The 12804-nt window shown below is 67.9% G+C and carries 10 protein-coding genes; 5 read left to right on the forward strand and 5 right to left on the reverse strand.

The window, feature by feature from the left end; genetic code table 11:
• The first annotated feature begins 50 nt into the window (after positions 1 to 50).
• Positions 51 to 1271: an NADP-dependent isocitrate dehydrogenase gene (locus tag Q8L83_RS05890; protein ID WP_305285359.1), complete on the forward strand. Its 1221-nt coding sequence runs from the start codon at positions 51 to 53 to the stop codon at positions 1269 to 1271.
• Positions 1272 to 1281: 10 nt separating this feature from the next.
• On the opposite strand, the gene Q8L83_RS05895 is transcribed toward Q8L83_RS05890, so the two are convergent.
• On the reverse strand, positions 1282 to 2604 hold the full coding sequence (locus Q8L83_RS05895) for a DUF2254 domain-containing protein (RefSeq protein WP_305285361.1): 1323 nt from the start codon (positions 2602 to 2604) through the stop codon (positions 1282 to 1284).
• A 148-nt stretch (positions 2605 to 2752) separates the two neighbouring features.
• Between Q8L83_RS05895 and Q8L83_RS05900 the strand changes: the two genes are divergently transcribed.
• The 3 genes from Q8L83_RS05900 (at position 2753) to Q8L83_RS05910 (ending at position 4790) form a co-directional block, all read left to right on the forward strand.
• Positions 2753 to 3355, forward strand: coding sequence for a DUF2939 domain-containing protein (locus tag Q8L83_RS05900; RefSeq protein WP_305285362.1), 603 nt, complete (start codon positions 2753 to 2755; stop codon positions 3353 to 3355).
• A gap of 22 nt (positions 3356 to 3377) precedes the next feature.
• Positions 3378 to 4295, forward strand: coding sequence for an AEC family transporter (locus tag Q8L83_RS05905; protein ID WP_305285363.1), 918 nt, complete (start codon positions 3378 to 3380; stop codon positions 4293 to 4295).
• 69 nt (positions 4296 to 4364) lie between these two features.
• The gene (locus Q8L83_RS05910) at positions 4365 to 4790 is read left to right on the forward strand and encodes a VOC family protein (protein WP_305285364.1); all 426 of its coding nucleotides are present in this window, start codon (positions 4365 to 4367) and stop codon (positions 4788 to 4790) included.
• A gap of 40 nt (positions 4791 to 4830) precedes the next feature.
• Here the strand turns inward: Q8L83_RS05910 and alaS are convergent, their stop codons facing one another.
• Entirely contained in the window at positions 4831 to 7470 is a 2640-nt protein-coding gene (gene alaS, locus Q8L83_RS05915; protein WP_305285365.1) for an alanine--tRNA ligase, read from the reverse strand.
• 258 nt (positions 7471 to 7728) lie between these two features.
• Positions 7729 to 8796 carry a recombinase RecA gene (gene recA / locus Q8L83_RS05920; protein ID WP_293320976.1) on the reverse strand — a complete coding sequence of 356 codons (1068 nt, stop codon included), beginning with the start codon at positions 8794 to 8796 and terminating at the stop codon, positions 7729 to 7731.
• Positions 8797 to 8993: 197 nt separating this feature from the next.
• Here recA and Q8L83_RS05925 point away from each other — a divergent pair, with 197 nt between their 5' ends.
• Positions 8994 to 9536, forward strand: a complete 543-nt coding sequence (locus Q8L83_RS05925) for a glutathione S-transferase family protein (RefSeq protein ID WP_305285366.1) — start codon at positions 8994 to 8996, stop codon at positions 9534 to 9536.
• A 103-nt stretch (positions 9537 to 9639) separates the two neighbouring features.
• Here Q8L83_RS05925 and Q8L83_RS05930 read toward each other — a convergent pair whose 3' ends face one another.
• Complete coding sequence (locus tag Q8L83_RS05930; RefSeq protein WP_305285367.1) at positions 9640 to 10572, reverse strand: flagellin; 933 nt, start codon at positions 10570 to 10572, stop codon at positions 9640 to 9642.
• 11 nt (positions 10573 to 10583) lie between these two features.
• Entirely contained in the window at positions 10584 to 12680 is a 2097-nt protein-coding gene (gene flgK / locus Q8L83_RS05935; RefSeq protein WP_305285368.1) for a flagellar hook-associated protein FlgK, read from the reverse strand.
• Positions 12681 to 12804 lie beyond the last annotated feature (124 nt).

Here is a 12804-nt window from a genome sequence, read left to right on the forward strand (position 1 = left end):
CTTGTATACGGCCTCAACCCCTCAATTCCGCCACGGAGCGCGCCTCGCCTATGGCCAAGATCAAAGTCGCCAATCCCGTCGTCGATATCGACGGGGACGAGATGACCCGGATCATCTGGAAGATGATCAAGGACAAGCTCATCTTCCCCTATCTCGACCTCGACATCGCCTACTACGATCTGGGGATCGAGTATCGCGACAAGACCGACGACAAGGTGACGGTCGAAGCCGCCGAGGCGATCCAGAAATACGGCGTCGGCATCAAGTGCGCGACCATCACCCCGGACGAAGCCCGGGTTGAAGAGTTCGGCCTCAAGCAGATGTGGCGCTCGCCCAACGGCACCATTCGCAACATCCTGGGCGGCGTCGTCTTCCGCGAGCCGATCATCTGCAAGAACGTACCCCGCCTGATCCCCGGCTGGACCCAGCCGATCATCGTCGGCCGCCACGCCTATGGCGACCAGTACCGGGCCACCGACTTCCTGGTGCCGGGCAAGGGCAAGATGACCATCCGCTGGGAAGGCGAGAGCGGCGACGTCATCGAGCGCGAGGTGTTCGACTATCCGGGTTCGGGCGTGGCCATGGCCATGTACAACCTGGACGACTCGATCCGCGAGTTCGCCGAGGCCTGCCTGGCCTATGGCCTGAACCGCAACTATCCGGTCTATCTCTCGACCAAGAACACCATCCTCAAGGCCTATGACGGGCGCTTCAAGGACATCTTCGCCGAGATCTACGAAGCCAAGTACGCCGAGAAGTACAAGGCCGCCGGCATCGTCTACGAGCACCGCCTGATCGATGACATGGTCGCCTCGGCGCTCAAGTGGTCGGGCGGCTTCATCTGGGCGGCCAAGAACTATGACGGCGACGTGCAGTCCGACCAGGTGGCCCAGGGCTTCGGCTCGCTCGGCCTGATGACCTCGGTGCTGATCACCCCGGACGGCAAGACGCTGGAGGCCGAGGCTGCCCACGGCACCGTCACCCGCCACTATCGCCAGCATCAGCGCGGCGAGAGCACCTCGACCAACTCCATCGCCTCCATCTTCGCCTGGACCCGCGGCCTGGAGCATCGGGCCAAGCTGGACGGCAACGAGGCCCTGGCCAAGTTCGCCAAGACCCTGGAAGAGGTCTGCGTCTCGACCGTCGAAAGCGGCTCGATGACCAAGGACCTGGCCCTGCTGGTCGGCGACACCCAGGGCTGGCTGACCACCGAAGGCTTCATCGACAAGGTGGCGGTCAATCTCGACAAGGCCCTGGCCGCCCGAGGCTAAGGCCCATTCCCTACGGTTCGGCGCGCCGCGCCGGACCGCCATGGGCGGCGACCGCGCCAAAGGCGCGTCGCCTGGCCATCAGGTCGCGCAGGTCGGCCTTGTTGGCCATGAGCTTTCGCGCGTCCGACACCACCTTGTCGGCATGGATGCGAAGCGCCGCCAGGCGATGCGGGTCGCGTTCCTGCTCGGCCACCAGGGCGAGGATTTCCAGCATGCGGATCGCCACCGCCGGCGCCTGGGCGCCGTTCTGGCGGATCATGTCGAAACAGGCGTCGGCCAGGCCCGCATAGTCGCTGACCGGCCGCACGAGGATCACCCGTCCGTCCAGAATGGTGACTCCGGTCGGAAAGTGGCGCGGCGCAACCCGGCAGAGAGCCGAGCCCAACTGGTCCAGGACGGCGATGGCCGTCATCGGGTCGTTGATCCCCGGCGACAGGGCGCGCACCGCCACCTCCACCAGCTGGCGCACACTGTATTCAAGATCGCTGCCCGAGGTTCGCTTTGAGCCGAGCGCGGTGGCCCGCTCGACGGCCTCATCGGCGCCTTCGGCGCCCGGCGGGTGGACCAGGGCGACGCAGCCTCCGGCGACGATGAAGTCGCCCGGCCGGACCAGCAGACGCACCCGCGCCCCAGCCTCCTGCGCCCAGGCGGCCAGGGACTCGACATCGAGCTCCTGCAGATAGCCGTTGCGACGATCGGTGATCGGGCGGGCCTGCGACCAGTCGAGATCGAGGTCTGCAGGACTGAGGCTGTTGGGCTCCGGTTCCTCAAGGGTGAGCTTGTCCAGGGCGGCGAACAGTTCGCGGCGGACCAGGTCGATCACGGTGTCGATATTGATCCGCGTCGACATGTGGTGGACGTAATAGACCAGCAGGACCACGCAGAGCCCCGCCAGGGCCATGGCGCCGGCCAGCGCCAGGCGAGGCACGAACAGGTCGTCCTCCCCGCCCCGAACCTGCCGCAGGACCACCAGGCAGTAGGCGAAGGCCCCCAGGAAGACCCCCAGCACCACCTGGTTGCCCCGGTCGCGGGTGAAGTTGTCCAGCAGACGCGGCCCCATCTGGCTGGACGCCAGGGTCAGGGCCGCGATGGTGATCGAGAACAGGGTGCCCGTGACCCCGATCGTCGAGGTGGCGATGGCGCCCAGAAGGGTCCGGGCCCCGCTCTCGCCGCCCTGGTAGAGCAGGGCCTTCAGCGCCTCGGGGATCCAGTCGGCGCCCTCGGCCGCCACCGCGCCAAACGCGGCAGCCGTGCCGAGCCCGACCAGCACCGAGGGTACGACCCAGAAGGTCGTCCGCAAATCGTGCGCCAGCTTGTGTAATCGGGCCCCCATGGCGTCGGAAACGCATAGGTCAAGCTTAGGCTCCTCAGGGAGCCTCGCGCCCGACTCTCGCGGGGCCAGGCAAATGGCGGCCCGACTTCAGGCATGTTAAGCGTGTCGCACAACCCGCAAAGCTTGGCCGAGGGGACCCGACCGGCCCATGGTCAAACGCCAGCTCTTCCAGATCTTCCTTGTCTGTCTCGTGCTGTTCGCCTTAGCCTTCGCCGCTGCGCCCTGGTTCGCCTATCGCGCCCTGAAGGCCAATGCGCGGGACCAGGATGTGGCGGGCCTGGCCGAGATGGTGGATTTCCGGGCCCTGCGCACCAGCCTGCGCGACCAGGTTCGCGAGCCGCCGCCCCCAGAGCGCGTCGCCGGGGCGACGGAGGCGCCCGACATCTGGCGCGACCCCATGGGCGCCATGCGCCGAGCCCTGGAGCCCTTCGCCGAACCGCTCGCCCCCCTCACGCCCGCCCCTGCCCGCCTGGAGCCCTATTTGACGCCGGCCGGGCTCTATGACGTGGTCCGCGGCTATGAGCCGGGCGCCGCGCCGCCTGAGCCCCCGCCTGCCGAGGGCGCTGGCCGCCAGGCTGCGCCGATCCGGGAGCCCTGGCCCAGCCTGCGTTACTGGGGGATCAACCGCACCCGGTTCGCCGTCCACCCGCCAGGCCAGCCGGCCGAGGTCAGCGTGCTCACCTTCCAGCGCACCGCCCTCTTCCAGTGGAAGCTGGTGCATGTGCGCCTGCCCGAGCGCGTAGACGCCTGAGGCCTGGCCGGACCTTCGAGACGTGGACCTCATTGCGCGCATCGCGCCCTTCTTCGCGATCATCGCCGCCGGCGCCCTGGCTGGCCGGCTCGGCCTGCTTGGGCCGCGGCTTGCGAAAGGGCTGTCGGCCTACACCTTCTGGATCGGCTTCCCGGCCCTGCTGATCCACTGGTTGGGCGACGCCCCGCCGCCGAATATGAGCCAGGCCGCAGCCCTTGGCCTCTATGGGCTTAGCCTGACCGCAGTGCTGCTGTTCGCCTGGGGCCTGGCCCTGAGGCTGGGCCTGCCCCGCCAGAGCGCCGCCGGCCTGCCCATGGCGGCGGCCATCGGCAACACCGCCTTCCTCGGGGCGCCGCTCGCCGTCGCTGTCCTGGGCGAGGCCGTCCGGCCCCAGGCCGCGGCCCTGGTGGCGGTGGATTTCATCGTGCTGATGGGCCTCGCCGTGGCCATCCTGCAGACCGGCGCCGCTTCGGTGGGCGTGGGCGCGGCGCTGCGCCGGGTGCTGGCCAATCCCACCGTGCTCGGCGCCTGCTGCGGCCTTCTCCTGTCGGCGACGGGAACGCGGCCGCCCGGACCTGTCGACCAGGGGCTCGGCCTGCTGGCGGCGACGGCAAGCCCGGTGGCCCTGATCGCCCTGGGGGGCCTCATCGGGCGAGAGGGCGCCTGGCCCGACCGCGCCGCCCTCGGGCCCCTGGGGATGGCCCTGGGACTGAAGCTCCTGGCTGCGCCTGTGCTGGTCTGGCTGGTCCTGGGCCTCGGCGGGGTCGATCCGGCGATGCGTGCGGTCGCCACCCTGCTGGCGGCCTGCCCTACGGCGGTGAACGTCTTTATCCAGACCCGCGCCCTGAACGTCTTCGCCCGCGGCGCCGCCGAGGCGGTGATCGCCGGCACGGTGCTGAGCGCGCTGACCCTGACCCTGGCCGCCCACTTCCTACGCTAGAATGTTCTTGTTATGTTCATACCATCGACGCCGCGCCGTTCAGGCGGGTGAGAGGATGGGAGAGATCAGATGACCACGCCGCCGACCGCCGGAGCCGCCGGCCCGGTTCTGGGCTATATGACCCTGGGTGCAGACGACCTGCCCGCTGCGGTCGCCTTCTATGACGCCGTGCTGGCTCCTCTGGGCCTGAGCCAGCTCTACGCCTTCGAAGGCTGGACCGGCTATGGCCGAGAGGGCGACCCGTCCGGCCAGACGCTCTGGGTCTGCAAGCCCTTCGACGGCCAGGCTGCGCGGGCCGGCAACGGCGTCATGCTGGGCTTCTATGCGCCAACGCCCGAGGTGGTGGACGCCTTCTACGCCGCGGCCATGGCCCACGGCGGCGTCGATGAGGGCGCCCCCGGCCTTCGCCCGCAATATGGCGAGGGCTGGTACGCCGCCTATGTCCGCGATCCGCAGGGCAATAAGCTCGCCTGCGTGCGCACGCCGCCGGCCTGAAGCTCGGGCCAGAGCGTAAGACCCAGAGGCGGCGGCCGGCCTAGCCGGTGATCGCCGCCTTCAGGGCCGCAAGGCCTTCCTCGGCGCGCGCGCCATCGGGGGCGCCGCCCTGGGCGAAGTCGGGCCGGCCGCCCGCGCCCTGGCCACCCATGGCGATCACCGCGGCCTTGGCGAGGTCGGCGGCGTTAAACCGATCCTTGGCCGCGCCGGTCACCGCAACGGTTACGGCGGCCTTGCCGTCGGCCACCCCCACCAGGGCGATGATCCCGTCGGCGATCTGCTTCTTGAACTCCTCGGCGATAGGCCGAAGATCCTTGCCGCCGACGCCGTCCATGACCCGCGCCAGCACCTGGACGCCGGCGATTTCCTCCGGCCCCGCCTGGGCCGCGCCGCCGCCGCCCATGGCGAGCTGGCGCTTGGCGTCGGCCAGCTCCTTTTCGGCCTTGCGCCGCTGAGCCTCCAGGGCCTCGACCCGGCCCAGAACCTCGGAGACCGGCGTCTTGAACAGCTCCGCCAGCTGGCGCGACACCAGGGCCTGGTCCAGCAACCAGCGGCGAGCCGGCTCGCCGGTCAGCGCCTCGATCCGGCGCACACCCGCGGCCACGCCGCTTTCGGAGACGATCTTGAACAGGGCAATGTCGCCGGTGCGCGCCACATGGGTGCCGCCGCACAGCTCTACCGAATAGGGACCGCTGCCATCCAGGGCCCGGCCCAGGGTCAGGACGCGGACGACGTCGCCATACTTTTCGCCGAACAGGGCCATGGCCCCGGCCTCGATGGCCTCTTCGGGGGCCATGTTCTTGGTCTCCGCCGGCAGGTTCTGGCGGATCACCGCATTCACCTCGGCCTCGATCTGGTCGATCTCCTCCAGGGTCACCGGCTGGCCGTGGCTGAAGTCGAAGCGGATGCGTTCGCCGTCGACCATCTGGCCCTTCTGGCTCACATGCGGGCCGAGCACATTGCGCAGGGCCGCGTGAAGCAGGTGGGTGGCCGAGTGGTTGGCCCGGGTGGCGGTGCGCCGCTCGGCGTCGAGGGCCAGGCGAACCGGCGCGCCGGCGACCAGGGCGCCGTCGGTGACCTCGATCACATGCACGTGGAGGTCGCCGGCCTGCTTCTGGGTGTCGAGCACGCGGGCCTGGCCCCCGTCCCATTCAACCTCGCCGAGATCGCCCGCCTGACCGCCGCTCTCGCCATAGAAGGGCGTGTGGTCGAACAGGACCTGGACGGTCTGGCCGGCCTCGGCGCGGGGGATTTCTGCACCCGCCTCGACCAGGGCCAGGACCTTGGCGGTGGTTTCGGTGGTGTCGTGACCGACGAATTCCGTCGGACCCAGACGCTCGCGCAGGGCGAACCACTCGCCGGACGCCGCCACCTGGCCAGACCCGGTCCAGGCCTCGCGGGCCTGATCCTTCTGGCGCTTCATGGCCGCATCGAAACCGGCCAGATCGACGGAGAGACCCATGGCGCGCACGGCGTCCTGGGTCAGGTCGAGGGGGAAGCCATAGGTGTCATAGAGCTTGAAGGCCGTTTCGCCCGGCAGCTCGCCGCCCTCGGCCAGCCCGGCCGTGGCCTCTTCCAGCAGGCTCATGCCCCGGCCCAGCGTGCGGCGGAAGCGTTCCTCCTCCTGGCGCAGGGTCTCGGAAATCGTCGCCTCGGCCCGGCGGAGCTCGGGATAGGCCTCGCCCATCTCCGACACCAGGGTCGGCACAAGGCGGTGCATCAGGGGTTCGGCCGCGCCCAGCATGTGGGCGTGGCGCATGGCCCGGCGCATGATCCGGCGCAGCACATAGCCGCGGCCCTCGTTCGAGGGCGACACGCCGTCGGCGATCAGGAAGCTGGTGGAGCGCAGATGGTCGACGATGACCTGGTGCGAGAACCGCGCCTCGCCGCGCGCCGCCGCGCCGGTGGCCTCTTCGCTGGCCGCGATCAGGGTGCGGAACAGGTCGGTGTCGTAGTTGGAATGGACGCCCTGGAGGACCGTGGTGATCCGCTCCAGCCCCATGCCGGTGTCGATCTGCGGCTTGGGCAGGTCCTTGCGCGTGCCGTCGGCGAACTGCTCCCAGCGCATGAAGACCAGGTTCCAGATTTCGACGAACCGGTCGCCGTCCTCATCCGGGCTGCCGGGCGGGCCGCCGGCGACGTGGTCGCCGTGGTCGTAGAAGATCTCGGTATTGGTGCCGCAGGGACCGGTGTCGCCCATGGACCAGAAGTTCTCTTCCAGGCGCACGATCCTGGAGTCCGGCAGGCCGGCGATCTTGCGCCACAGGGCCGCGGCGTCGTCGTCGTCAGGGGCGATCGTGACCATCAGGCGCGCGGGGTCCAGACCAATGTCCTTGGTCATCAGCTCCCAGGCCAGTTCGATGGCGCCTTCCTTGAAATAGTCGCCGAAGGAGAAGTTCCCCAGCATCTCGAAGAAGGTCTGGTGGCGGCCCGTATAGCCGACATTGTCCAGGTCATTGTGCTTGCCGCCCGCCCGGACGCACTTCTGCACCGACACGGCGCGGGGCGCTGGAGGCGTCTCGGCGCCGGTGAAGTAGTTCTTGAACGGGACCATGCCGGCGTTGACGAACATCAACGTCGGATCGTTCTGCGGCACCAGGGGCGCCGAGGGGATCACCAGGTGATCGCGACCCTTGAAGAAGTCGATGAACGTGCTGCGGATCTGGTTCAGGCTGGACATGGCTTGCATATAGGGCGCGCAGGCTCCGCCGCGCAGGGGAATTTTGCCGGTCGTTTACGGGAGTCCACGGCCTGCGCAAAGAAAAAGGACGCCCTGGCGGCGGGCCAGGGCGTCCTCCTCCGCAAACGAGGCGCCGCGTTGGGGTCCTGATAGGACCGGACGCATATCGGCGGGGGTGTCCGGCCTGGGCGCGGCGCAGCCTGCGGAGGTCCTGTGACAGGCCCTCGGTCGGGGGCTTTTGGGAGCCCCCTTGCGAGGTCAGTCGTCCTTGTCGTCGGGGCCGCCCACGAGCAGCTCTTCCTCGATCTTGGAGGTGGCGCCGCGCACCGCCTTCTCGATCTCATCGGCCACGTCGCGATTGGCCTTCAGGAATTCCCGCACATTGTCGCGACCCTGGCCGATCCGCTGGCTGTTGAACGAGAACCAGGAGCCGGACTTCTCGACCACGCCGGCCTTGACCCCCAGGTCGATGATCTCGCCCAACTTGGAGATGCCTTCGCCATACATGATGTCGAACTCGACCTCGCGGAACGGCGGGGCCACCTTGTTCTTCACCACCTTGACCCGGACATTGTTGCCGACGATCTCGTCGCGCTGCTTGACCGAGCCGGTGCGTCGGATGTCCAGGCGCACCGAGGCGTAGAACTTCAGCGCATTGCCGCCGGTGGTGGTCTCCGGGCTGCCGTACATGACGCCGATCTTCATCCGGATCTGGTTGATGAAGATGACCAGGGTCTTGGTCTTGGAGATGGAGCCGGTGAGCTTGCGCAGGGCCTGGCTCATCAGTCGGGCCTGCAGGCCCGGAAGGCTGTCGCCCATCTCGCCTTCGATTTCCGCCCGCGGGGTCAGCGCCGCCACGGAGTCGATGACGATGACGTCGACGGCGCCCGAACGCACCAGGGTGTCGGTGATTTCCAGGGCCTGCTCGCCGGTGTCGGGCTGCGAAACCAGGAGGTCGTCCAGGTTCACGCCGAGCTTGTGGGCGTAGGACGGATCGAGCGCGTGCTCGGCGTCCACGAAGGCCGCGGTGCCGCCGCCCTTCTGGACCTCGGCCACCACATGCAGGGCGAGCGTCGTCTTGCCCGAGCTTTCAGGACCATAGATTTCGACGATCCGCCCCTTGGGCAGGCCGCCGATCCCGAGCGCCAGATCCAGACCCAGGGAGCCGGTGGAATAGGACTCGATCTCGACGATCTTGCCCTTGTCCCCCAGCTTCATCACCGAGCCCTTGCCGAAGGCCCGATCAATCTGAGACAGCGCCGCCTCGAGCGCGCGCTGCTTGTCGCCTTCTTCTTTACCCACGAGTTTCAACGCCGACTGTGCCATTTGAGGGGACCCCTTATCCCATGATTCCATCGGGCCGACCGGGGCGATCCCCGGCTCGCGCGGCCAGGACTCAGTCGTACGCTTTTTGTTCTATGTTCGCAAGATGTTCTCTTTGGCCGCATGGCCCTGCGATTTGATCGGGGACAAGGCCAAGCCGTCGGACGCCGGCAATGCTGGCCACGGCGGGGAGACAGCCCATGGCGACGCTTATCTTTCACTCGATGGCCGGCAGCGCCTATCTGTGGACCGCCATGCTGGCGGCCGACGAAAAAGGGATCGACTACGAGCTGAACCCCCTGGTCCTTGGCTCAGAGGCCCATCTGCAGCTCCACCCGTTCGGCAAGATGCCGGTGATGCAGCACGGCGAGGTCATCCTCTACGAGACCCTCGCCATCACCCATTATATCGACCGCGCCTTCGAAGGCCCGCCCCTTCAGCCTTCCGACGCACTTGGCCAGGCCGAGGTTCTGCGCTGGATCAGTCTGGTCAACGCCTATGTGTTCCCGATCATGAACCGCTTCATGAAGGAGCGCCTGGTGCGTCCGAACTGGGGGTTCGAGGTGGATCAAGCCTTCCTGCAGGCCGCCCGCGACCCGCTCCGTCTGCAAATGCTGCTGATCGGCGACGCCGTGGCGGACGGCGGCTATCTGGTTGGGCGTCAGATGACTCTGGCAGACGCCTTCCTGCTGCCCCACCTGCTGTTCTTCGGCCGCACGCCAAGGCCTGGCTCGAGCAGATGATCTCCAGGCCAAGCTATGTCGGCAGCCCCATGGATCACGCCTATGTCGCCTTCCACAGTCTGTCCAGCAAGCCCGCCACGGTATGGACTGAGGACTGAGGGCCCTACCTCAACACGTTGAGCAGCGAGCTTTCCTTCAGGGCGATGAAGACCTGGGCGGCCGCCTGCACGGAGATCTGGGCCTGCTCGAGGTTGGAGATGGCCAGGGTCATGTCGGCGTCGACGATGTCGCCGATCATGCTCTTCATGCTGTTGGTGCGGATGATCAGGTCTTCCTTCACCGCCTCCACGCGGCTCTGAACCATGCCGTTGCGGCCAGCGGTGTTGATCTGGTCGTTGTAGATGCCGTCCCAGACCTGCAGCTGGTTCTCCAGGAAGGTCCGCTGGGCGTCGGTGAGATTGCCGCTGAAGGGACCGTCGGCCCCCTCATGGAAGGCCTGCATCGCCTTGAAGGCCTCCATCATGCCCGTGCCGAAGGCGTCGGCCAGGAAGCCGGTATTGACCAGGGTGGAGTCGTCCACCTTGGCCTGGGCGATGAAGGTGTCGTTGTGGAAATAGTCGGCCACATTGGTCGCCGGGATGGTCAGGTCGCTCAGGGTCGTGGCCGAGAACGGCGGCGTGTCCACCTGGCCGCCAGCGAACAGGTACTTGCCGCCATAGCGGCTGTTCAGCCCTTCGACGCCGTTGCGGAAGGCGCCCTGCATGTCCTGCATCAGGGTATCGACCCGGCCGCTGGCGATGGCCTCGGCGATGGCCTGGCGGGCGGTCTGGGCGGCGTCGGCCACCTGGTTGAGGGCGAAGTCCTGGGTGATCAGCTTGTCGCTGACCAGCTTGTTCTGGTCGGTATAGCCGGCCAGTCGCGTGTCGATGGATCGCATCGCCGTCAGCATCTCGGCGTTGCGGGAATAGTCCTTCAGATCCGAGCCGTTCTTCTGGCTCGAGACCTTTTCCCCGGCGTCGGTCTGGCGCTGCTGAGCGGCGATCAGATTGGCCAGGACGGCGCTGTAGTTTCCGCCGGTGGAGACGCGGCTCACCATGGTGATGGTCCTCAGACGATGTTGGTCAGGACGTCGAACAATTCCTTGGCCGCCTGGATCATGCGGGCCGAAGCGTTGAAGGCCTGTTGATATGTGGTCATTCGCACCAGCTCCTCGTCGAGATTGACGCCCTCGACGGCTTGCCGGCGGTTCATAGCCTCGGTCTGAACCGCCAGGGCGCTCTGCTTGCGGGTGTCGGCCGCGGCGGCCTCCCGGCCGACCGAGCCGCCGAATTCTGAGGCGTAGCGTGACAGCGTCATGTTCACCGCCCCCAGGGAGCCGGCCGCCGAGAACCGCGTCACGACGTCGCCGGCATTGGCCAGGGCCAGGGCGCCGCGACCGTCCCCAGGGGTCAGAACCGGCTGGCCCGGCGCCATGGACAGGTCGAGCTTGGCCAGGCCGATCTTCATCGGGTCGGCGATGAAGGCCGAGGCCACCTGCAGCCGGTTGGCCCGGCTCGTACGCTCGGTGACCCCCAGGCCGAAGAGTTCGCTGATCGAGGGACCGCCGGCGCCGCGGGAGGTGTTGTCCTGCACCACCGAGGCTGTGGCGTAGAAGGGGTCAGACCCGGTGAAGGCCAGGGCGCCATTGGCGTCCAGGCTGTACTGGCCATAGAGCCCGACGCCGGTGGTGTTGCTGTTCAGGGCGTTGACCAGATCGGCCATGGTGGCGCCCGCCGGCACGGTGACGGTCACATCGCGGATCGGCTTGCCGTCGGCCTGGGCCAGACGCAGGACCATCTGATCACCCGCCGTAAACCCATGGGCGTCGGTGAGGGCCAGGCCGCTGTCATAGTTGGTGACGCCGTCCGAGCGGACGATGTCGTTCAGGCCGAAGAAGTGAGAAAAGCCTCGCCCGGCCTTCTTGGAGGTCCCCTCGTCGATCGCCACCCCGCCGGCCGCGGCCGACAGGCTGAGCGCGCCGTTGGTGAAGGTGGCCGATCCGGTCGCGCCCAGGCTGGCGTTGAGGTCGGCGAGGAAGCTGGCGGGGGTGAAGGCCGCCGCCGGCCCGCCGTCGACGCTCATGGTCCCGGCGCTGAAGTCGATATCCACCCGGCGGGTCAGCTGACCGGCGGCGTCGACGATGGCGACCGTGGTGGCGCCGGTGAAGCCGCTGACCGCGGTCGGCAGGTCGAGCCCCGTATAGCGTCCGGTCAGGCTCGCCTGGGCCGGCACGGTGCTGGCGCCGTTATGGGCGGCGTTGATGGCGTCGGCCGCTCGGCTCATGAACTCGCCGAGCTGGTCCGACAGGCCCGGCAACTTGTCGTCGCGCAGATCCAGGAGGCCGCGGAGCTCTCCGCCGGTGATGGTGATCGGCTTGGCGATCCCCGACCCTGCCGTGGTGATCGCCGTGATGTAGCCCTTGGTGCTGTCGGTGCGCGAATAGGCCAGCACCGCGGCCCCGTCGCCCGCCAGCATCACCCCTTCGGTGGAGCGGATCATCAGGCCGCCGGTGGGGCGGGCCGAGACCTGGACGTTCATCAGCGTGGTCAGCTCGTCGACCAGCTGGCTCTGGATGTTCTCTGAGCCCGAGGCGTCGGCATTGACCATCTTGGCGCGGCTGATGTCGGCGTTCAGCTTGTTGATCTGGTCGAGCAGATCGTTGGCCCGGTCGATATTGGCGGTGATCTGGGTGTCGACCGTCCGGGACAGGTCCTGCAGGGAGTTGTTGATCCGGGCGCCTTCGTTGAGGAAGTCCTCGACGGTGGAGAGCGCCTGGCTGCGCAGCAGGCTGGATGACGGATCGTTGGCCGTCGCCGCAAAGGCGCTCCAGATGTCGTCCAGCCGCCCGAAGAAGAAGCTGTCCCCCGACGGGTCGCCGAACAGGGACTGGGCGTTGTCCATATACTGGGCGACAGCCTCCCAGCGCCCGGCCTCCGAGGACGAGCTCAGGCTGGCCAGCTGGAGGTACTGATCGGTCACCCGCTTGACGCCGGAGACCTCGACGCCCATCCCGCGGCCGCCGACCACAAGCTGCTGCTGGTCCACGGTCTTGCGGACATAGCCAGGGGTGTTGACGTTGGCGATGTTGTCGGAGACGGCGCGGAGTCCGACCTGTGACGCCACCAGGCCGGAATTGGCTGTCTTAAGGACCGCTGTCAGCGACATGGCCTTCACCTTCCACCCGGCAATCCTCGCTGCGGCGCCCGGCGCATTCTGCCGGGCATAGAGTGAACGCGCACGCGAGGGTCCGGAAAAACCCAACCTTTTCAATACCGACCCATTCAGGGCC

The sequence above is a fragment of the Phenylobacterium sp. genome (genome assembly GCF_030680185.1).
In the GTDB taxonomy this organism is placed as follows: Bacteria; Pseudomonadota; Alphaproteobacteria; order Caulobacterales; family Caulobacteraceae; genus Phenylobacterium.